This is a genomic window from Peptostreptococcus porci (assembly GCF_009695815.1).
GTDB classification, from domain to species: domain Bacteria; phylum Bacillota; class Clostridia; order Peptostreptococcales; family Peptostreptococcaceae; genus Peptostreptococcus; species Peptostreptococcus porci.
The window spans coordinates 768,759-792,031 of sequence record NZ_VUNE01000001.1 but is presented as its reverse complement, the minus strand read 5'-3'; the positions used below and the strand labels follow the sequence as shown (position 1 = coordinate 792,031).

General features: G+C 32.8%; 20 protein-coding genes. 2 read left to right on the top strand and 18 right to left on the bottom strand.

The genetic code is table 11. From position 1 onward, the window contains the following. The first annotated feature begins 127 nt into the window (after positions 1 to 127). Positions 128 to 994, top strand: coding sequence for a class A sortase (locus FYJ71_RS03510; protein ID WP_154537400.1), 867 nt, complete (start codon positions 128 to 130; stop codon positions 992 to 994). A 163-nt stretch (positions 995 to 1,157) separates the two neighbouring features. Here the strand turns inward: FYJ71_RS03510 and FYJ71_RS03505 are convergent, their stop codons facing one another. The 13 genes from FYJ71_RS03505 to FYJ71_RS03445 form a co-directional block, all read right to left on the bottom strand. Then, positions 1,158 to 2,552, bottom strand: a complete 1,395-nt coding sequence (locus FYJ71_RS03505; RefSeq protein ID WP_154537399.1) for a peptide MFS transporter — start codon at positions 2,550 to 2,552, stop codon at positions 1,158 to 1,160. Positions 2,553 to 2,795: 243 nt separating this feature from the next. Continuing rightward, positions 2,796 to 4,025 (bottom strand): transglycosylase domain-containing protein, encoded by a 1,230-nt coding sequence (locus tag FYJ71_RS03500; RefSeq protein ID WP_235899047.1) that lies wholly within the window; start codon positions 4,023 to 4,025, stop codon positions 2,796 to 2,798. 18 nt (positions 4,026 to 4,043) lie between these two features. Further along, on the bottom strand, positions 4,044 to 4,583 hold the full coding sequence (locus FYJ71_RS03495) for a 3'-5' exonuclease (protein WP_154537398.1): 540 nt from the start codon (positions 4,581 to 4,583) through the stop codon (positions 4,044 to 4,046). Positions 4,584 to 4,586: 3 nt separating this feature from the next. Further along, positions 4,587 to 5,456, bottom strand: a complete 870-nt coding sequence (locus FYJ71_RS03490; protein ID WP_154537397.1) for a tRNA 2-thiocytidine biosynthesis TtcA family protein — start codon at positions 5,454 to 5,456, stop codon at positions 4,587 to 4,589. Continuing rightward, positions 5,457 to 7,682 (bottom strand): type IA DNA topoisomerase, encoded by a 2,226-nt coding sequence (locus tag FYJ71_RS03485; protein WP_154537396.1) that lies wholly within the window; start codon positions 7,680 to 7,682, stop codon positions 5,457 to 5,459. It abuts the gene before it with no gap. Between the two features lie 310 nt (positions 7,683 to 7,992). Continuing rightward, positions 7,993 to 9,411, bottom strand: coding sequence for an amidophosphoribosyltransferase (gene purF, locus FYJ71_RS03480; protein WP_154537395.1), 1,419 nt, complete (start codon positions 9,409 to 9,411; stop codon positions 7,993 to 7,995). 11 nt (positions 9,412 to 9,422) lie between these two features. Next, a complete protein-coding gene (gene purC, locus FYJ71_RS03475) occupies positions 9,423 to 10,127 on the bottom strand; it encodes a phosphoribosylaminoimidazolesuccinocarboxamide synthase (protein WP_154537394.1) in 705 nt (234 codons plus the stop codon). Between the two features lie 385 nt (positions 10,128 to 10,512). Next, entirely contained in the window at positions 10,513 to 11,673 is a 1,161-nt protein-coding gene (nagA, locus tag FYJ71_RS03470) for an N-acetylglucosamine-6-phosphate deacetylase (protein WP_154537393.1), read from the bottom strand. Between the two features lie 58 nt (positions 11,674 to 11,731). Beyond that, positions 11,732 to 12,568, bottom strand: coding sequence for a MurR/RpiR family transcriptional regulator (locus tag FYJ71_RS03465; RefSeq protein WP_154537392.1), 837 nt, complete (start codon positions 12,566 to 12,568; stop codon positions 11,732 to 11,734). Positions 12,569 to 12,656: 88 nt separating this feature from the next. Then, positions 12,657 to 13,106: a YhcH/YjgK/YiaL family protein gene (locus FYJ71_RS03460; RefSeq protein WP_154537391.1), complete on the bottom strand. Its 450-nt coding sequence runs from the start codon at positions 13,104 to 13,106 to the stop codon at positions 12,657 to 12,659. A gap of 13 nt (positions 13,107 to 13,119) precedes the next feature. Further along, complete coding sequence (locus tag FYJ71_RS03455) at positions 13,120 to 14,631, bottom strand: sodium:solute symporter (protein ID WP_154537390.1); 1,512 nt, start codon at positions 14,629 to 14,631, stop codon at positions 13,120 to 13,122. A gap of 13 nt (positions 14,632 to 14,644) precedes the next feature. Further along, positions 14,645 to 15,565: a dihydrodipicolinate synthase family protein gene (locus tag FYJ71_RS03450; RefSeq protein ID WP_154537389.1), complete on the bottom strand. Its 921-nt coding sequence runs from the start codon at positions 15,563 to 15,565 to the stop codon at positions 14,645 to 14,647. A gap of 71 nt (positions 15,566 to 15,636) precedes the next feature. Next, positions 15,637 to 16,335 carry an N-acetylmannosamine-6-phosphate 2-epimerase gene (locus FYJ71_RS03445; RefSeq protein WP_154537388.1) on the bottom strand — a complete coding sequence of 233 codons (699 nt, stop codon included), beginning with the start codon at positions 16,333 to 16,335 and terminating at the stop codon, positions 15,637 to 15,639. A 298-nt stretch (positions 16,336 to 16,633) separates the two neighbouring features. Here FYJ71_RS03445 and nagB point away from each other — a divergent pair, with 298 nt between their 5' ends. Further along, positions 16,634 to 17,374: a glucosamine-6-phosphate deaminase gene (gene nagB / locus FYJ71_RS03440; protein WP_154537387.1), complete on the top strand. Its 741-nt coding sequence runs from the start codon at positions 16,634 to 16,636 to the stop codon at positions 17,372 to 17,374. Between the two features lie 760 nt (positions 17,375 to 18,134). Here the strand turns inward: nagB and gltX are convergent. The 5 genes from gltX to FYJ71_RS03415 form a co-directional block, all read right to left on the bottom strand. Then, positions 18,135 to 19,796 carry a glutamate--tRNA ligase gene (gene gltX / locus FYJ71_RS03435; RefSeq protein ID WP_331468014.1) on the bottom strand — a complete coding sequence of 554 codons (1,662 nt, stop codon included), beginning with the start codon at positions 19,794 to 19,796 and terminating at the stop codon, positions 18,135 to 18,137. 18 nt (positions 19,797 to 19,814) lie between these two features. Further along, complete coding sequence (dltC, locus tag FYJ71_RS03430; RefSeq protein ID WP_091994245.1) at positions 19,815 to 20,051, bottom strand: D-alanine--poly(phosphoribitol) ligase subunit 2; 237 nt, start codon at positions 20,049 to 20,051, stop codon at positions 19,815 to 19,817. 134 nt (positions 20,052 to 20,185) lie between these two features. Next, on the bottom strand, positions 20,186 to 21,340 hold the full coding sequence (dltB, locus tag FYJ71_RS03425; protein ID WP_154537386.1) for a D-alanyl-lipoteichoic acid biosynthesis protein DltB: 1,155 nt from the start codon (positions 21,338 to 21,340) through the stop codon (positions 20,186 to 20,188). After that, positions 21,341 to 22,936 (bottom strand): D-alanine--poly(phosphoribitol) ligase subunit DltA, encoded by a 1,596-nt coding sequence (dltA, locus tag FYJ71_RS03420; protein ID WP_154537385.1) that lies wholly within the window; start codon positions 22,934 to 22,936, stop codon positions 21,341 to 21,343. Positions 22,937 to 23,057: 121 nt separating this feature from the next. Continuing rightward, positions 23,058 to 23,246: a hypothetical protein gene (locus FYJ71_RS03415; RefSeq protein ID WP_154537384.1), complete on the bottom strand. Its 189-nt coding sequence runs from the start codon at positions 23,244 to 23,246 to the stop codon at positions 23,058 to 23,060. Positions 23,247 to 23,273 lie beyond the last annotated feature (27 nt).

The window sequence follows — 23,273 nt, the reverse complement described above, 5'->3', positions numbered from 1 at the left end:
TTCAGTTATGAATAAATCATGCTATTTTTGGTATAAATAAGGTAGCATGATTTTTTATGTGTAAAAGTCATTGTGAATAAAGCAATATTGTAACTAATTAATAATATAGATTCAAGGAGGAAATTTGATGGATAAAAAAAGTAATAAAAAATTGGATGGTAGAAAGAAGGCTTCTATTGCTCTGCTGATATTGGCTATTGTATTTTTTTCAATAAATCCAATAAAAACACATTTACTCAGCACAAATCTCAAGGAAAATGACTCTGATAAAATAAAAATAATAACTGAGTCCGCAAAATTAAAAAAACAAGCGAAAGTCAAAAATGTCAGCAGTACTACTAAACCAACATCTGGCAATTCAGCTCCCGCTTCAAATTCTAATCAGGAAACTTCAACTGAAAATAAAGCTACAGTAGGATCAGCTTCAAATGAAAATAACTCAAGCAATACAGGTGGTGAAAAAAACAGCTCAAACGAGCCCATAAACTTTGAAAGCGTTCAATCGCTAAATCTTGATATGGTGAGGGATGCAAAAGGTAATGTCGATTATTCATCTGCAATCGGAGCTATCTCCATACCGAATATAGATTTGCTATTACCAATTTTTAAAGGTCTTGACAATCACTATCTAACTTATGGTGCAGGAACACTAAAAGCCAACCAAAATATGGGTCAAGGAAATTACACATTGGCAGCTCATAACTATCCAGATTATCCAAAGATTTTGTTTTCGCCATTGCCAAAAATAAAATCCAACGATCGCATCTACATTACTGATTTTGGTAAAATTTATGAATACAAGACTGAATATATTAAGCTGATTGAAGCTACTGACACATTTGTAATAAATGATACTCCAAATAAGACAGAGCTAACTTTAATAACTTGTAATAACGATGGAAGCAAAAGATATCTTGTGAAAGCAAGCTACATTGGACAATCATCTTTTACTGACAATACCAATGAAACAAAATCTCTATTCCAGCTAAACTAGAGAGCTATTATGAAGTAGAATAGCTAATAAGGCAAATATTTAGATTCACATAAAAAATGAATCTATCAGATTATATCTTAAACATAAAAAGCGTTGATGGTTTTGAAACTTTTTAAAAATAGTTCATTTCCAACAACGCTTATTGTTTTTTATTAATAAAATTTTACTCTTCTTCCAATTCTTGGATTGACATCAGTTTTTCAAGTGTAGGAGTAATAAAGAACATTATTATTCCAGAAACAACCAAAACTCCACCTATTAAAATAAGTATTTTTGAGTATCCCCAAGTTCCAGTTACACCTAGTAGCTTACCTGAAGCTATACTAGAGAAGAAATAACATAAATACCAAGCACTCATTCCTAGTGATGAATACCTAACTGGTGTAAGCTTACTAAACAAAGCCATTCCAACTGGAGAAACAAGCAATTCTCCTATTGTCAAAACGAAATATGATACAAGCATAAACATAATGTTCATCTTGGCACTTCCGTCCACTACACCATTTAATGTTCTCAAGCCCATTAATAGTATGAAAAATGCAATACCTGTTATTATCATACCAGAAGCCATCTTATTTGAAACTTTCCAATCTCCTTTTGGAGATTTTGCTCTTTTCACCCAGTACATACCTAGTAATGGAGAGAAGATAATACATAAAATACCATTAAATGAAATCAACCAAGAAACAGGAATTGCGAATCCAAAAACATGAAGGTCTACTAGATCATATGCAAAAACTGTTATAGTCGACTGAGTCTGGAAATATGCTGACCAATAGAACACTACGAAAACGAATATAATTCCCATTGCGATAATTCTCTTCTTGTCAGTATTTGTAAGCTTTGCTTTTTCAGAGTTGCCTTCTTCTTTGCTTACCTTTGCCTGTGGGTATTTACCTACTTCCTTTAACCATTTTGGAGAAAAGAAAAGAATAAATAAAAATGTTAGGAACATACCGATTGCAGCCATTAAATACACATATTTGTATCCGTAAGAAACAATTGTACCATCTGCAGCAGTAACAGCCATCCATTTGTCAGAAATCAGACCACCAATTATCGGTCCAAACATTGACCCTATATTTACCGCCATATAGAAAATACTATATGCAGCATCCTTTTTTGTCAGGTCTTTGTTTGAATACAGCATACCTACTATTGCAGTGATATTATTATTCATAAAAGCACCAGCAGCAATGTTTATTGTCAAACCTACCATAATCATCGTTACGTTTGGTGCAAATAAGTAATAAAATAAATATCCTATTCCAGATAATAAAAATGATAGCAGCATTCCTTTTTGAATACCTAGATACCTATCTGTGATTACAGACCCTAGCAGTGGTATTACAGATCCAACTGAACCTGATACAGCAATAATCATACCAGCAGTTTCACGATCTAATCCCAAACCTCCCTGCTTAACACTTAATGTGTAAAACAATACGGTGAACCCAGCAATTGCATACTTCAAGTAACTACTCATTCCAGTGGCAATACTTGCTAGCAATAAGCCCTTCGGATGTCCACCAAATCCTTTTTTTTCAACCTCTGTCATTAAAAAACCCCCCTTATCATTTTTCTCAATAATTGCAAATATTTTGAGATTAATGATATTTTATCATAATGATAATTCATAATCAAGGTTAACTTTAGAAAATTAAAGATTCTATCAAACAATCTTGATTATATTTAAAAATAACGGTAAATTAATGACAGATTTTATCACAAAAAACTTTATAATAATAAAAAAACAAGCTAATATCAAAATGATTTTTAATATAATAGCTTGTTTTACATTTTATTTATCTATCTCTGATTTAAATGGCGTATCTCTATACAATTGTGCTTTATATACGTTTTCTTTTATATATCCAAGCTCGTACATCTTGTAGAGAACAATGGCCTGTCTCTTCTTTGCCTGCTCATAGTTTTGATATAAATTAGGATTGTTCGTAATACCCGCCAACATTGTCGATTGTCCGAAATTCAATTCATTTACATTTTTCCCAAAATATAATTTTGCTCCAGCTTGAACGCCGTAAGTCGATTTTCCAAGATAAATATTGTTAAGATATGCTTCCAAAATTTCATTTTTTGTCATGATTTTGTTTAACACTGTTGCATTATACATATCTTGTATTTTTCTTTTCAAAGTTTTTTCATTACTCGTCAACAAATTTTTTGATACCTGCATATCAATCGTACTTCCACCTTGAGTCATATTCCCTGTAAGGTTATTAACAAAGGATCTCACCAATGATTTATAATCAATGCCCTTATGACTATAAAATCTTTCATCTTCAATTGATATTACAGCATTTTGCAAATTTTTCGGTATTTTTGATAGTGGTACTGGTTCCTTATTTATATAGCTTTCTAGCACCATTTTCTTAGTTAACACTGGCATATCATTTATTATGCTCTTAACATAAATAAAACTGGCACTACCACCGACAACCATTATAATAAGAAGAAAGGCAATTATCTTTTTCAAAAGACGAAATCTCCACGATCTCACATCGTATTCATCATCATAATACTCTTCATCGTCATCTATGTCTTCAACATCAACAGCTCTTTTTTGTCTCCAATTATTTCGTCGGTTTTCTCTTTCTCTCTCTCTTTCGATATAGGAATTGTCCTTTTTATATGTAAATCTTTCTCCAGTCATAAAATTTCTAGATTTTTTTTCATTTTCAAAAGTTAGTGTATTAGATCCACTCGTCTGTTGCTTTTTTATTCTAATTTTAGAATTTTTATTTTCCGATTTTGTTCTCATAGATCTGGAATCACTAGGTTGATTACTTTTGTTGATATCGTAGTGTCTCATATCCGAATCGTCTTTTTTTTCTTCCATCGAAAAATTAAGAGTGTCTTTTCTATTTTCAAAAGATGCTCTTTTAAGCTTATATGTTTTTATGTCATCATAGATTTCCTCTTCAAGCCTGTTTCTGCTTCTTCCACCTATGTTATTATCATTTCTATTTCTGTTATTCGTATTATTATTGTTATCGAAAACATCAGACATAAAATCGTCCCCCTCAATTTATTTTAGTAACTGTTCCCTAATCTTTAAGAATAGCTTTGCAGTCGCCAAGGTATCCGCATCTGCTCTATGTGCATTTTCTAGAACAATATCATAAAACTCACAAGCAGTTGCCAGCTTATTGTTGTTACCAGTGTATATCTTTCTCGATTTTAATATTTTTAACATTTCCAAAGTGCAAATATAGTTGTCTATCGGAGTTAAATCATATTTTTGCAAATAAAAATTCAAAAATGACAAATCGAATTTTGCATTGTGTGCAATCAATACCCTGTCACCTATATAATCCCTAAACTTAGGCAATACTTCATCAATTTTTAATTCACCTTCAACCATCTCATTTGTAATGTTTGTGATATCTGTAATAGCTGTCGGTATTATTGAGTTCGGTTTTATCAGCCTTGAATAGTTTAAGGCAATTTTATTCTTTTTAATTTCTGTTACACCTATTTCAATAATTTCATGACCCTTATATGGACTAAGACCAGTAGTTTCAAGATCCACAACCACAAATTCATCTTTTCTCAACAAAAAATCCATCAATTACTCCTCCCATTTTTCCATAAAACTATGTTTCTCCCCATCAATTTGCCATCCCAATATTGAATCAACATTTACATTTTCGGCAGCTTTAAAAATTGATTTCTCAACGTTAACAAAATCATTCGATAAATTTTTTATTAAATCCTTAATTTCATATCTTTTATTTCCAGTTTTCTTTGCAGCCACCATACAGGCACAGTTTAGAGGCCATATTCCACTAAATGAAATCCATCTAATAATATCTTCTTCCCTTATATAGTATAGTGGTCTGATAAGCTCAATGCCTTCAAAGTTTGTAGATTTTAGCTTTGGTAACATCGTCTTAAAATTACCAGCACACAATAAATTAAGCATTGTAGTCTCTATTACATCATCGAAGTGATGCCCCAGAGCTAACTTATTACAGCCTAACTCCTCTGCCTTACCATATAGTGCCCCTCTTCTCATTCTCGCACACATATAACACGGATAGTCACTTGCTATTCTATCAGCAACTTCAAAAATCTGAGAATCAAATATTTCCAAATCGATATCTAGGTATTCACAGTTCTCCAAAAGTAGCCTTCTGATACTAGAGTGGTAGCCTGGATCCATCGCCAAATATACAACATCAAAGTTTACAGGGGAATGACGTTTCAGCTCCTGAAATAGCTTCGCCATCAATAAACTATCTTTTCCACCAGAAATTGCAACAGCTATTTTATCTCCTTCTTCCACTAGGTTATATGTCTTGATCGCTTTTATAAATTTGGACCATATTCTTTTTCTATATCTTTTAGTAATACTTTTTTCTATATCTTTTAACTCTTTTCTATCTTCTTCGGGAACTAAAGCCTTACACCCAGCACCCGCCAAATTATTATCTGACATCTATTTCTCCTGTATTTTTAATTCCAATTTTTTATCAGCATTAATAAAGTAGTTTACGGTAGCATCAAATTTTCTGTCGTTTTCGTCTTTTAGACCCTTCAACGTTGCACCTTTTCCTTTAGAAAATGCTTTAATCATAGTTTTTGTTGGCTTTTTACTGTACTTATTTAAAACTGGATCGTTTTTCCAAACAGTAAATCCACAATTACTATAGTTCTTACAAGCAAAAGCTTTTTTAGATTCTACAATATCTCCACCACATTCCGGACATTTTGAAATAATTTCAAAGCCTGTCTGATCGTCAACAATACTATTATTACTTTTTTTTGGTTTGCTTTGCTTGTCCGTTTTTTTCAGCTTTCCTTCTATACTTGTATTTTTTAGTTGACTTTCCTTGACGAATTTTTTTGTTTTTGGATTGTACACAATTTTTTCTGTATTTATATTTTTATTTGGTCCCATCTTTATATTATTAACATTGTCATAGATAAATTTGCAAATATTATTTAGATAGTCCTTTCTACTAAACTCGCCTTTTTGTATATCAAATAAATTCTTTTCCAATTTTCCGGTAAAGTCAACATCGAATAAGTTTTTTACTGGAAATATTTCAACTAGATTAATACCCAAATCAGTAATTGAATAATTTTTTCCTTTTTTCTTAACGTACCCGACCTGAGAAATTTTCTTTAATACATCTGCTCTTGTTGCAGATGTCCCAATCGAATATCCAGAAAGGACTGTCGTGTCATCTTCTGAAACATTCTTTCCGCAGTTCTTCATAGCCTTTAACAAAGTGTCTTCCGTATATGGCTTTGGTGGTGTTGTATTTTTTTCAATTGGATTAATTCCCAATACATCTACACTTTCACCTTTTTCTACGTATGGAAGCAGGTTTCCCTTTGAGTCCTTTTCATAAATTTCAAGATATCCCTTTACCGTCAAAACCTTCCCCTTAGAAATAAAGCTATACTCATCAACATCCGTTATTATTTCAGTATTTTCATACTCGGCTGGGGGCATAAAATTTGCCAGAAACCTATCCTTTATAGCATTGTATACTATCCACTCATCCTCATTCAAATTTCTTGGAATAATGTAAGTTGGAATAATGGCACTATGGCTCTCAACTTTTGATGAATCGAATACTCTCTTTGTCTTTGAAAACTTTATGTTTTTTTCAGCAGGATGACCTTTTTTTATCGTTTCAAGTGTCGATTTTACTTTATCTGCCAAGCTTTCTTCCAAAAAAACTGAATCAGTTCTCGGATATGTGATAAATCCACCACTACCCTTTCCTTCATATAGGCTTTGGCACACACTAAGTACCTTATCAGAAGTAAATCTGGAGTACTTAGAGGTTATATATCCCTGCAATGAAGTCAGTGAGAATAATTTTGGGGCATACTCCTTCGAATTTGTCACCTTCTTGTCTTTAATAGTACCCTCTTTTGAAGAAATCTTATCAACAATTAGGTTTGCCTCTTCCTTTGTATCGAATTTGCTGTTCTTACCTTTTTGATATTTTCCAGTATATTCTCCGTTTTTGCTCTCGAACTTGCCCTCTATTTCATAGTATATCTTTGGGACAAAATTTCTTATTTCCATATCTCTATCATAAACTAGCTTTACAGTTGGAAGTATTACTCTCCCAATATTTAGCATTTTTCCATTCCCATATTTTAGAGTGGCTGCACAAGTAAAATTAATCCCTATTAGCCAATCGGTAATAAGTCTTGTATATCCAGCAGCTTGGAGATTTCTCATTTCAGAATCGTCCTTCAAATTTGATAGACCTCTAGTTATGTCTTCAGGAGTCCACTCATTTACCAAAATACGTTTAACTGGTTTTTGGTTTTTCGACATCATAAATATCAGGAACGAAATTAATTCACCCTCTCTATCATTATCGGTAGCATTGATAATATACTCGACATCATCTCTTTTTATTAGATTATCAATAATATTAAATTGTTTTTTCTTATCGTCGTCTATCTTAAACCCAAATTTGCTTGATGGAATAAATGGATAATTTTCCATTTTCCAAGAGCCTGAATATTTTTCTTTGTCGTAATCCTTCATATCATAAAGCGATACCAAGTGACCAACTGCATATGTAACTATATATCCATTACCCTCATAATAGCCATCTTTCCTTGAATTTGCCTTTAAGAAAGATGCAATAGTTCTTGCAACAGACGGTTTTTCAGCCAATATCAATATCATTTTACTCATCCATTCTAAAATTAAATTCATATAAGTGATTATTGAGAATCATTCAATAACCATCATAATATTATACCACAAAACAAAGTATTTATAAATATCAAAAGAACACGTTAAAATTAATCGATTTGAAACAGTGGCTTAAGTAATAGATTGAAACAGTGTATAAAGTAATAGATGGAATAATTGATGAAAAAGTACATATACAAAAAGTATCACACATTCTATAAAAATTGTGAATGTGTGATACTTTTTGTATATGGTCAACCTTCAAGTCGACTAAAACATTAAACTAATTATTATATATTTTTTAACAGCAAGTAAAGTCCTCTGTTTCCTTTGGAATACCACCCTTGTGATTTCCTGTAAAGCAAGCATCACAGAACGACAAGCCTGGACATAACTTTGGTAAATCATCAATCTCTAAAAAACCAAGTGAGTCTGCATTTATACTCTCTCTAATTTCTTCTAATGAGTTGTTTACTGCAACCAAATTTTCTCTACTAGGAACATCTGTTCCATAATAGCATGGGAATTTAAATGGTGGTGAACTCACTCTTACATGAACTTCAAGTGCACCTGCATCTTTAAGCATCTTTACAATATTTCTAATGGTAGTTCCTCTAACTATCGAATCATCTACCATTATGACTCTTTTTCCTTTTACAACATCTCTTATCACATTCAATTTTACTTGAACTCCAGATGTTCTCTCGTTTTGTTTTGGCTTTATAAAGGTTCTTCCAACATAGCTATTCTTATAAAACGCCATTCCATATGGTATACCTGATTCCTGAGAATATCCTACTGCAGAAGCCAGTCCCGATTCTGGTACACCTACAACCAAATCTGCTTCAACTGGAAATTTCTTTGCCAATATTCCGCCTGCTTCTACCCTTGATTTGTAAACACTTACACCATCAATAAAGCTATCGGTTCTTGCAAAATATATATACTCAAATATACATCTTGCTGTTTCAATCCTTTCAGAAAATCTATCTGATATTATTTCGCCATCAGCAATTGTTACTATCTCTCCTGGCTCTACATCTCTGATAAACTCTGCTCCTATTGTATCAAGTGCAGCAGATTCAGAACTCAAGAAAAATGTATTATCCTTCCTACCGATACATAGAGGTCTAAAACCCAATGGATCTCTCGCTCCTATCAATTTCGATGGACTTCCTACCACAAGAGAAAACGCACCTTTTAGTTTTTTTGCAGCACTTTTCACTGCATCCTCAATAGAAAGTGTATGTAACCTTTCCCTCGCTATCAAGTATGCTATTACCTCTGAATCGGTTTTAGTCTGGAATATTGCACCTGTTGTAGCCAATTCATTTTTTAATTCGGATGTATTTGTCAAATTTCCATTGTGGGCCATCGACAAAATACCTTTTATGTAGTGAATAACAAAAGGCTGAGAGTTTTCTCTTCCCCAGCCACCGGCTGTTGAATATCTAACGTGACCTACACCCAAGTTACCACTTAGCGAATTTATAATATCCTTATTGAATACTTCGTTTACAAGTCCCAAATCCTTATGAAATCTAACATCATCTTTTTCGCCGAATGTATTCGTAACTGATATACCACAGCTCTCTTGACCTCTATGTTGAAGTGCAAAAAGCCCGTAATAAATATATGAGGCAACATCTTCTCCATCTATGTCATAGGCACCGAAAACGCCACATTCTTCTCCTAATCCAGTCATTACTTCTTCTCTCATATCATCTATCCTTAAAAACCTAGTCGATTTCTAACTTCAGAATATGCACCCTCAACATTTCCCAAGTCTCTTCTAAATCTATCTTTGTCTAATTTTTCGTTTGTATCCTTATCCCACAATCTACAAGTGTCTGGTGATATTTCATCTGCAAGAATTATTTCGCCATGAAATCTACCAAACTCAAGCTTGAAATCTATCAATTTAATATTTGCCTTCAAGAAGTATGTTTTTAATAATTCATTGACCTTTAGAGCCATTTCTCTAATTTGGTCAATTTCTTCCTTTGTAGCAAGCTTTAATGCAATGGCGAATGAATCGTTGATAAGAGGATCTCCCAGCTCATCATTTTTATAAGAAAACTCTGTTGTCGGCTCGTCAAATATAGTTCCTTCCTCAACGCCCAATCTCTTTGAAAAGCTTCCTGCAGCGACATTTCTAACAATAACCTCTAAAGGCACTATTTCAACCGATTTTACAACAGTATTTCTAGAATCTATCGTTTCGACAAAGTGAGTTTTCACTCCATTTTCCTCCAAATAAGCAAATAACTTATTTGACATTAGGTTGTTGATTTCTCCTTTACCCACAATTGTTCCTTTTTTCAAGCCATTAAACGCTGTAGCATCATCCTTATAGGACACAATTAGGTAGTCTTCGTTATCTGTCTTAAAAACTTTCTTTGCCTTGCCTTCATAAAGCTGTTCCAATTTTTGCATTAAAATCACTCCTTATTCATAAAAAAAATTTAAATACCATTTAATTATTCGTGTTTATCACCAAATTATCATATAAACAACAGTATTAAAGCATCAACAATACTGTAGAAAAGATAACCAACGAAATATAACGTATATTTTTATTATCTAAGTATATTTTATTCGTATTTGTGTTTTTTTGCAATAGTAAATTCGTATTTTTTTTAGTTTTTTCTGATTTTTTTTGAAAAATATCATAAATATCAAAAAATAATCATATCTTCCCCCTCTTTTTACGAACAAACAACATGAGTAAAATGATATTTTGTTCGTTTATTTATATGTTTTTATATAGCTATATCGTGCAATATTTTCCGAGTAAATATAGTATTTTCCTGAGAAAATCTTAGCAATTTAACTCAACCTTCTGACCATCCAAATAGACATCTAATATAGAAAGGGTCTTATCCAATACCAGTATGTCAGCATTTCTTCCTTCTTCGATAATTCCGCACACATTATCTATTCCAACAGACTTTGCTGGTACTTGAGTAGCCATTTGAATCGCCTCGAATGGGGTAGCAATCCCCCATCTTACAAGATTTCTTACTGCATCTACCATTTTAAGAACAGATCCTGCCAAATTTCCATTTTCAAGCCTAACAGTTTCCCCATCTAACTCAACATCAAAATCTCCAAGCTTGTATTTACCGACTGGCATTCCACCTGCCATCATACAATCACTGATCAAGGCGACGCTTTTATATCCTCTGGCTCTTACCAATACATCTGCAGCAGCTGGATGTACATGATGACCATCGCAAATTAATTCGGCAAAGACATTTCTTAATGTCATCGCAGCTCCTACCATACCGGGATTTCTGTGGTGTAATCCACTCATTCCATTATATGTATGAACAAATATATTTGCTCCAGCATCAACTACATTTTTTGCTTCTTCATAGCTTGCATCACTATGACCAAGTGCCACGTATATGCCCATCGCTCTTGCCTTTTCAGCAAAAGCCACACTTCCCTCAACCTCTGGAGCTAATCCGATTTTTTTTATCAATCCACCAGCTATATCTTGCCATTTTCTCAATTTTTCAATTTCTGGCTTCAAAAAATATTTTGGATTTTGAGCGCCCTTGTATTTTTCGGTAAAAAAGGGTCCCTCAAGGAAAATCCCCTGTATTTTTGCACCATATGTATCCTTATTTTTCTTCACAATATCCACGACCTCTATGATATCTTCCTCTGATGCAGTAAGAGTTGTAGCTAAAATAGAAGTAACTCCGGCTCTTAGAATATCCTTACATATTGATTTAAGGCCTTCTTCCGACTTATCCATAAAATCATGACCACAGAATCCGTGAACGTGAGTGTCCACAAATCCAGGACATATAATAGAATCCTTGTAATCTATTATATCCTTTCCATCTACTAAATTGTTACTATCAATTTCATCATTTCTTAGTATCTTTTTTATCCTTTTATCTTCTATCAATATTGCTGAATCCTCCAGCATACTATCCTTCAATACTATATATTTGGCTTTTAATATCATAATAACCTCCAAAAATAAATTCTAACAAAATCTTAAACCAACACTAACCACAATATGGTTAGTTTTCATCTTCCTTTTCAAATCCGTAACTCAATGCCCTGATAGTATCTCCATGCATTTTCGCCCTGTTGTTCTTATCTCTCTGTACAAAATGAGAATAAAGTATGTCGACCATTATTGAAATTGGAAACTGCGGCGATATGACATTTCCATGATTTAAATGTCTAAGAGATGGTACCAATATGACCTCTGAGCAAAACTCTCCATAGGAATCTCTTATCTGTGATGTAATCAATACGGTATTTGCATTTTTCTTATGAGCTTCTTTTAAAAAATATAGTACCTCTTCCGTTTCACCACTTATACTTACACCAAATACCAGATTTTTTTCATTCTGAAATACTGCTCTCATCTTCATTTGATCAGAATCTGTTATCGAGTCTATATCGACACCGATTCTCATAAATCGAAGCTCCATTTCACTCGCTGCCAGTCCTGATGAACCTTTTCCGCATACGAATACCTTTTCTGAGTCAATTAAATAGTTGATCACTCTTTTTAATTGATTTTCATCTACTAGACTATATGTTTTATTTAGTAGCTCTTGATATGTACTCAAAACCTGACTTACATTGTCCGCCATATCTTCTTGCTTTTCCACAAAGTTTTCACTATATTGATATATAAATTCTCTATATCCTCTAAATCCACACTTTTGAGCAAATCTTGAAAGAGATGCCTCAGACACAAAGAGCTTATTAGCCAGTTTTTTGCCTGAAAAATCTTGCTTCTTGTCATTGTGAATAAAAAAATCTGCTATATTTTTCTCAACTGTTGTAAACTTTTCATAATTTGACTCGATTATTGCAACCACAGATTTAACATAATATCCCATGATTTTCCTCCTTAACACTACCATGCCTTTGAAAACAACAAAAAGGCATATGCATATTTGCATCCTGCCTCTTTATTATAACTCAAAATTATATCTTTATCTTAAAAATTGCTTTTTTTATTTTCTGAGGTTCATTGACTGCAATTGCTGTCATATGGCCGTCTGCAGGATAACATATCAGGAAATCTCCATCATTTAACACTACAGAAGAATTTTTTTGACCCTCTAATGGCAGAAAATCATCCTTTTCGATGAATTCACCTTGCTTCATATTATCAATAAAGCTTAGGTCTATCTGTTCGCATCCATCTAGCATCAAATGTAAATCTAGATAGTTTTTGTGTGCTTCCCAAAACCTATTATCAGGGCTAGTTGTCACATACTCGACAACATTTACAAATAGTCTTTTTCCGTCAATTTCGTATGAGCCTTTTTCAAGTGATTTCAGATCGTTGCTATTATAGTAGTCAAAGCATTCTTTTATCTGTGATTCAAGAAAAGAATATTCTCCCAAATTTTTTATATTTCCAAATATCATATTTTACCCCCTACTAGTCTCTATATATAGTTGTGTTTGGTAGCGGAGCTTCATTCACTCCCTTAACCTTAGACCAAACAATTGAAGCTATAAGCCCAACAACCAAAGACACAGCAATTGATATTATTGAGTATGACCAGAATGAAATCTTTGCTGGATCGACAAAGTATTTAATATATACCATCACACATGATGCTGCTATAAATGCAAGCGTCGCACCAAACTTATTGGCAACTTTTGTAAATGCACCCAAAATAAATGTACCAACAAGTATTCCAAGAACAAGACCCATAAATCCGTTGAACCATTCATAAGCAGATTTTACTCCACCCTGTGCAAGAACCATTGCCACTACTATCGCAAATATTCCAACTATCAACGATACTCTCTGACCTATCTTTGTCTGTTTTTCAAAACTCAATTCTTTCTTGTTTATTCGAGCCTGTATATCTAAAGTCCAACTTGATGCTACAGAATTAAGTCCAGTAGAAAGAGTAGACTGAGCTGCTGCGTAAATAGCTGCAAGAAGTATACCTGTCACACCAACTGGTAATTCAAATGCTATCCATGATGCAAAAATTTGATCCTGCTGTGCTGCTGGAGGTAATACGTTCCCCTGTACCTGATAAAATACATATAGACCTGTACCTATCAAGTAGAATACTGTAGCGATAAATATAGATAGGCAACCATTTGCTATCATCATCTTATTTAACTGCTTTGTATCTGTAGTAGTTGTAAACCTTTGAACTATATCCTGACTAGACACATATGAGCCCATAGTATTTAGACCGGCACCTATTATCAACAGGAATATACTATCTCTAAAAATATTGGCATCAAATAATGGCTGGTCGGCTGCCAAAAACTTTTGGTTATTCGCCAATTGCTCCATAACGGCTCCCATTCCGCCATTGATATGAGCAATAAGATAAATCAGACCGAAAGTAACACCAATAAGGAGAACTGCCCCTTGTATAAAATCAGTCCATAATACTGATTTCAGTCCACCTGTATATGAATATATAATTGCAATAACACCCATGATTATTATTAATATATTTACGTTTACACCCATCAGCTTTGACAATACCATACATGGTAGATACATGATGATAGACATACGTCCAACCTGGTATATTATGAACATTACTGCTCCAAGTATTCTTAGTCCCTTACTGTTAAATCTTATTTCCAGATAATGGTAAGCCGTATCTATACCTAGCTTACTGTAAATAGGTAGGAAAAATCTTATTGTAAATGGTATTGCTACTAGCATACCTAGCTGTGCAAACCACATTATCCACGTTCCTGCATATGAGTTACCAGCCAGCGATAAAAATGAGATTGGACTTAGTAGCGTTGCGAATATTGATACAGAGGTTACCCACCAAGGTACTGTTCCATCTCCCTTGAAATATTCTTTTCCCTTCATCTCCTTCTTTGAGAAATGAAGACCAGCAAATAACACCGCTGATAGATATGCGATTAGTATTATTAAATCAATTTTAGTAAAACCTTGCATAGCAACCTCCCAATTATCCTACGTATTTGACTCTAGCGTCTCTTATCATTTTTGCAGCTTCTTCAACTATTTCCATATCTTCTTCGATAAGTGCCGCCAATGGTTTTCTTACACCACCAACATCAAGTCCTTCATTTATCTTTAGTATTGCCTTTATAACAGCATACATATTACCATGAGCAGAGCACATCTTGTATATTACGTCATTTACATCGTACTGGATTTCTTTAGCTAAATCTAATTTGCCAGCTTTTACATACTCATCCATCTTTAAAAATAAATCCGGCATCACACCGTATGTTCCTCCAATTCCACCTTCAGCCCCTATAACTCTACCTGATATGAACTGTTCATCTGGACCATTGAATATTATATAATCATCCCCAGCAGCCTTTTTAAACATCTGTATATCTTGAACTGGCATTGATGAATTCTTTACACCGATTACTCTTGGATTTTTTCTCATTTCTGCAAATAGACTTCCTGTTAATGCCACACCTGCCAACTGTGGTATATTGTATATTACAAAATCAGTGTTTGGAGCTGAATCTGATATGTCATTCCAATACTGAGCTATCGCATATTCAGGCAATCTAAAATAGATAGGTGGTATAGCCGCTATTGCATCTACGCCCAAGCTTTCTGCGTGTGCTGCCAGCTCCTGTGAATCCTTTGTATTGTTACAAGCAACATGTGCGATAATTGTTATCTTACCCTTTGCTTCCTTCATTACATTTTCAAGAATAATTTTTTTGTCCTCCACACTTTGGTAAATACATTCGCCTGAAGAACCATTTACATACAGCCCCTTTACACCCTTATTTATAAAATATTTAGTCAATTCTCTTACTCTTTCAGGACTGATATTTCCTTCCTGATCATAGCAAGCATAAAATGCTGGTATTACTCCTTTGTACTTTTCAAGATTTTTCATAGTTACGTTTTCCTCCATGTCACAAACAAATTTATATAATAATTTCAAATTTAAAACCTATTAATTAAACACTATTTTTCTTCCATCTTTTCAACAAAAGATCTTGTAATAAGCTGCGGTCTTGTGATTATTGAACCGACAACAACGCTATATGCGCCAAGCTCAATTACTCTTTTTGCTTTTTCTGGAGTATTGATATTGCCTTCAGCTATTACCTTATTTTTAACCTTATCGATAATTTTTCTTAAGATTTCAAAATCATTTTCTTCAATCTTATCCCCTTTTGACTGCTCAGTGTAACCTACCATTGTTGTTCCAATAAAATCAAACCCAAGCTCATCCGCATGTATCGCCTCTTCAATTGTAGAACAGTCAGCCATAAATAATTGATCAGGATATTTTGCTTTTACTTCCTTGAAAAAATCATCCAGACTCACATTATTGGGTCTAAGGTCACTAGTAGCATCCATTGCTATTATCTCCGGTCTGACCTTCATCAAATCGTCAACCTCGGACATCGTTGGAGTAATATACACCTTCGATCCATCGTAATCTTTCTTTACGATACCAATAATCGGCAAATCTACCTGCTTTTGAATTTCTTCAATATCCTCTCTTGTATTGGCTCTAATACCAACTGCCCCGCCTTCTTTGGCTGCCAATGCCATCCTCCCCATGATAAAAGAAGAATGAAGTGGCTCGTTTTCCAAAGCCTGACAGGATACAATTAGCTTTCCTTTTATAGACTCTATCTTACTTAAATCAGTCATACTCGACCTCCTTTTTCATATCGTATTCCCATGCCACTAAGTATATACCAGCGTGAATTATATTTCAATATATCTTTTTGATTCTGAAATATATTTCAATATATTGATAAGTATGATATCATTTTCCTATTTTCCCAAATAAATTAATCGTATTTTTGAAATTTATTTCAATTATTATCTTTATCCTTGAAAATATTATTTTCTCATTTATACTAATAATAAGGGATTATATTTTTAAGTAGATTCTTAAATAAAATCTAAATTGAATAATTAAACTGTTAATATGGAGGATATATTTATGATTATTTATAAAGCTGAAGATTACAAGGATATGAGTAGAAAGGCTGCAAATATTCTTTCGGCACAGGTAATAATGAAGCCAAACTGTGTTCTAGGACTTGCAACTGGTTCTTCACCACTCGGCACATACAAACAACTTATAGAATGGTACAATAAAGGAGACATAGATTTTTCCCATGTGACTACAATAAATCTTGATGAATATAAAGGCTTGTCTCCAGAAAACGAGCAAAGCTACCGTTTCTTTATGAATACAAACTTTTTTGATCATATAAACATTGACAAGAAAAGGACATTTGTACCGGATGGACTTGAGATGGATAGTGAAATTGCCACAAAAAATTACAATGAAATAATAAAAAATTCAGGTGGTGTCGACTTACAATTACTTGGACTTGGGCATAATGGACATATAGGATTTAACGAGCCTGGAGAACAGTTCGAAAGAGAAACTCATTGTGTAAATCTCGCACAAACTACTATAGAAGCCAACAGAAGATTTTTTGAATCAGAGGATCAAGTACCAAAACAAGCCTATACTATGGGAATAAAATCAATCATGCAAGCGAAAAAAATAGTTCTTATAGTATCAGGTGAAGATAAGGCTGAAATTTTGGATAGAGCATTAAATGGTCCAATTACACCAGAGCTTCCAGCAAGCATACTTCAGTTACACAATGATGTTATTGTTGTGGCTGACAAGGCTGCATTATCAAAATGGTCAAAAAAGATTTATTAATTTAAATTCTAATTCGATATTTGAGCGATTCAAAAATAAAATGTCTATGCTTCAGCATCAAAGCAATCAACTTGAGCTGTAGCATAGACATTTTAGTTTCACTAAAATTTATTTATAATCAATTTATAATTAATTTATTTTATTACTTCTCGAAGTTATTTAATTCCATTACTAAATAAATCATTGAACATTTACTAGTACAAGCCTCTTTTATACATAGAATATTTTTCATAAAACATAAAAAACAAAAATATAAAAAAGTATGGAGATAGCCCCAAAAATAAATCTACAAAAAAGTATACTGGATTACTAAAAATATCAATTACTGAAAATAACAACGGAAAAAATATAACTATAGAATATAATATAAGGCAAATGCATATATTAATAAAATTCAAATATTTTGCGATTTTTTTGTCTAAAAATAAGACCGACGCACAAAAACTAAGCACACTAATAACAAGATACGAGTACAAATCATTAACCCCATCATAATAATTTTGTTTAATTATCAAAATTATCGGCAACATTGATATCAAATAGAATACGAGCTTCAGTCTACCATTCATATCAATATTTTTTTCCAGCAAAATCATGTTTTTATATATTTCTTTCACAACAATTCCCCCCATTTCCAATATGAAAAAATATATACTTTCATATTATCATATTGTTTAGAATATTTCAATAAAAAAACTACAGTATCAATTCAAGGTTGATTTGATACTGTAGAATAAAAACTCAAATAATTTAAAATCCATTAAAGCTGCTTTAAATATTCTGCTATTCTGTTTTTTACTCTTTCTTCACCCATTATCTGCTGAATACTCCAAAGATCTGGTGATTGTTGCCTTCCAACGACTGCAACTCTTATCGCAGTAGAAACATCTGTGATATTTCCCTTGTATGCTTCAGGATTTTTCTTAAATTCCTTATTGTTTGAGGTAAATCCGTTTCCATCAGTGATAATTTTCACCTTTTCAAACCACTGTTCATTACTATCAGAATGATTATACGTTTTCAAATACTGCTCTAAAATAGCTTTTGCATCATCATTTGATACTCTTTCTGGCATTTTATCTACATATTCAAAGTCTTCATCAAAATAGTATGAAATAAATTGCATTATCTGAGTGCAATTTACTAAATCTTTTCTAGGTTTTTTACCATCTCTACCAATTGATAAGATCTTGATCAAATCATCCTTGTATTGATTCAGTAGTGAATTTGCATTTTTATCAAATTTTTCAGACCATGATAACATGAAATCCATTATCTCTTCTACAGAAAGTCTAATTAAGACATCCTTAGATATATCATTCAATTTATTTAAATCAAATAATGCTCCAGAAGAACTCATATTCTTTGTCTTAAAAGCAAATTCCTTGAACGATTTTTCTGGATTCTTCATTCTCCACTCCTCATAATTAGAGTTCATCAATGTCATCAGGTATTCTGTTACTGCCTCAGGGAAATAGCCATCTTTCATATAGTATTCAAGTGATAACTCAGGGTCCTTTCTCTTTGACAGCTTTCTCTTTTTACCATCCTCTGATTTCATCAAATGAGCAGTGTGGTTGTAATTAGGTCTTCTCCATCCCATTACGTGAAACAATTCAAGATGTATCGGAAGTGTAGAAAGCCACTCTTCTCCTCTTACTACATCAGTTATTCTCATGAAATGGTCGTCAACCACATGAGCAAAATGATATGTAGGTATACCGTTTTGCTTTAATATAACCACGTCTAGGTTATTCTGTCTAACAGTAATCTCCCCTCTAATTCCATCAATAAATTTCATAGCTATTTCAGGATCGCCTGAAGATCTAAGCCTTAATGTCCATGGTTTGCCAGCCTCAATATTTGACTTTATAGTTTCAAAGGACAAATCTCTATCTGTCGCCCATTTTCCATAATATCCAGTATTCACACCTTCTTTTTCTTGCTGATTTCTAATAGCTTCCATCTCTTCTTCAGAAACAAATGAAGGATACGCCATTCCCTTTTCAGTCAAAAATTTTGCTGCAGTCTGGTATATTTCTTTTCTTTCACTTTGTCTGTATGGACCGTATTCTCCAACCTCTCCATCTAGTGACACACCTTCGTCAAATTCAATACCAAAGAATTTTAACGAGTTGATGATAAGCTCCTCAGAGCCCTCTACACGTCTTTTGTCATCAGTATCCTCAATTCTAAGCAGCATTATACCGTCAGATAAATGTGCCATTCTTTCATCTACCAAAGCGCCATACAAGTTACCCAAATGAATAAATCCAGTTGGGCTTGGTCCTAGTCTTGTGATTTTTGATTTTTTTTCAAATTTTCTTTCTGGAAATTTTTCTTCATAATATTCTAACGTCTTATCTACGTTTGGAAATAATAATTCTGCTAATTCTCTACTCATACATTTCTGTGTAAACACACTTCCTCCCAACATATATTATAATTTTCTTTCAAGAAAATCAGTTAACTTGTTTACAGAACTCATATCGTCTCTTTCCAAATCAGTTGGTTGAAGAGATAAATCGAACTTATCTTCAATTGCCAGCAAGACCTCAATAATTGCCAACGAATCAAGTAACTCATTTTCAAATAAATCTAAATCTTGATTTTCTCTTATCTCATCTGTATCAAGAACTTCCTCAAATATTTCTATTACACCTGCTTTAATATCCATTCTTATAATCCTTTCAAATCCATTAATAATTTTTAAACACAAAATCAGCAATTGACTATGTAAAGTCCATTACTTCACTAGCTTATTAAAAAATTTTAAACACTAGATATATTATATATCAATATAAGCATATTTTAAATATAATTATTCAGATAACCAGAAAAAATAAGCATTCCGAAGCAAATAATATGGAAGGTTACAAAAATCTGTAAAAATTGGTAGTGCTTATTTTTTGCGTGCTTCTTGTGAAACTTGCTTGCCAAATAATCGTCTGTTAACGCCAATGCAATCCCTTGATATACACCATAGGCAATATAATACCATGTCAATCCATGCCAAATTCCCATAGTAGTCATAGTTATCATTTGACCAACTCTATAAACATTTTTTTTCTTTTTTCTGTACTTTTTATTTTTTAGTGTATTTAGTACAAACCTAGAAAATATGTAATCTCCAAACCATCTAGACAAGCTTATATGCCACCTAGTCCAAAACTCCTTCATGTCTTTACTCACAAATGGCTTATCAAAGTTTTCTGGAACTTTTACACCAAATAAATAGCCTGTTCCAATAGCCATGTTACTATATCCTGCAAAATCAAAAAATAGGTAAAGTGTGTAGCAATACATATACTGAACCAAGCTAAAAATACTACCATCGTTTGGAATTTCCTTTAACCAAGCTATGTAAATAAGAGATGCAAAGAAAAACTTATATGCCAATCCTACGACCATTTTTTTTATACCAATCAGTAGGTAATCATTAATATATACATCTCTTGGAATTTCAGCATTGATCTCATCGATAAATTTTCTATACCTATCTATCGGTCCAGAGCTTAGGGTTGGAAAAAACAAAACAAAGTATAAAGTATCTGTAAGCTTTATTTCATCAATATTTCCATCATATATATCTATTATTATCTGAACTGTCTTAAAGGACATATACGATATTCCCACGAATCCGATAATTCCAAAAGCTGTAAAGCCAGATATCTTATTAAAAACAAGTGGTAAAAGAGATAGTAAAACAAATAGCCTAAATCTCCATTTTTTATTTTTATCATTGACTTTTTTGTACAGCTTAATCAATGCCATCTCCCAAAGAAGAAATACTCCAATGGTAAGCATTTGATTCTCCATGCCTATAGTAAGGATAACCATAAAAATAGTCGCAAAAAAAGCATAATACTTGATTTTTATTTGCTTTATGCCCAATATTATAGCAGGCACAGAAATCAGAAGAAGGATATAAATATAAAAATAATCTTCATACTGTGAAATGGTCATCTATGCCTCCTCAACTATATCTGCATATAGCTTCTTTCTATCTATTTTTCCGTTCGTGTTCAAAGGCATTTCATCAATAAAATCAAAAGATCTAGGAATCATATATTTGGGTATCAATTTTGATAATTCACGCTTGATTTCTACAGTCTTCTTTAGCTTACTTTCATTTATTCCTTTTTTTAACACCACGATTGCCTTTAAATGAGAAACCTCGCCATTCTTATTTATTGGAAGAACTACAGCACTTGAAATCTCATTTATTTTTCTTAGATTGTTTTCTATATCTTCAATTTCAATTCTATATCCATTTAATTTAATCTGAAAGTCTTTTCTTCCAAAAAACCTGATGTTTCCATCATCATCTATAGATCCAAGATCTCCAGTTTTATATGCCCTTAGTCTTAATTTCTCATCTAATGCTGAAACTGGACTCTTTTCTTTGAATATACTCTCACCCTCAACATAGAAGCTTTTATTAGTTATTTCTGGATTTTTGTAATATCCCTTTGATACAGAAGGACCAACTATTACAATTTCGCCCTTTTCTCCTTTTGGAACTTCCTCCATTTCATCATTTACTATTTTGATAACGCTGTTTGGCATAGGAATTCCAACTGGCAGGCTTTTATTTGCATTTATATGTTCTCTATTTATAGAAACCTGACTAATTCCTACAGTGGCTTCAGTTGGACCGTATCCATTTATTATCTTTATCCTTGGAAATCTATCAAGCAATTCTTTGGCAACAGGTACAGGCAATACCTCTCCTATAAATAACATCGTTTCCAATTCAGGTAATAACTCCTGTGAGAAAGTTTCATCATTCAAGCACATATTTGCAAAAGAAGGTGTTGAAACCCACACCTTAATATTTGATTTTTTCAACTCAGCATATAGTTTTTTGAAGTCCAAAATCAAGCTATTTGGAATTGAAAACAGAGTTGCACCAAAAATTATTCCAGGATACAAAGTCGAAACACTCAAATCAAAGGAATATGATGGTTGATCTAAAACCACCATCTCACTTCCATCTATTCCTAAAACAGGCGAAATCCACTCAGAAAAGCTATCCAAATTATATGTGCTAATCTGCACGCCTTTTGGTTTCCCTGTGGTACCTGAAGTAAATAATATATATGAATTTTCATCATTGTCTACCCATTTTTCACGACTGATTTCAAAATCATAGGTATTACTCTTCTCTATCATCAAATTCATCAATGTAGCTTTATCAAGAATCTCTACATTTTTAGACACAGAACTGTCTAACATAATTTCTTTGTCAGAAAGATTAAAAATAACCTCTGGTTGAACTGTTTCAATAATGTCCTTCATCCTCTGTGCAGGTGAACTCGTATCAATTGGAACATATGCCTTACCAGATTTCAAAGAACCTATCATTGCAACTAATATCATAACATCCTTGTTCCCATATATAACCGTGGGAATGTCTGAATTAAATTTGTCTATCAAATAATTCCCCAAAATGTTAGAATATTTTTCCACATCGGCATAACTAATTGATTCTTCACCACAAATTACTGCCAATCTATCAGTTTTTGCATACTGCCTTACGCCCTCAACAATATTTAACATAAAAATCCCTCTCTTTATCATTAATAAATCGCATTATAGTCTTATCATCAATGCCCCATTATCTTTTCACAAAATGTCATCGATAGCTTTATTCTAGTATGTAGAATTATCGAACTTTATTTTAAAACTCATTGTAAATAAATGACATTTCATTAAAAGGCAAAAATGCATAAGCCAATATACATAAAATAATAGCTATTGAAATAGTAATAGAAATCTTTGTATCCCTATCCAATTTCACACTATTCATAAAACGTCTATAAAAAGATATCTTACTGCTCTTAATCACATCTTTTTTTATATCATCCATTTTTCAACCTCATCAAATCAAAATATT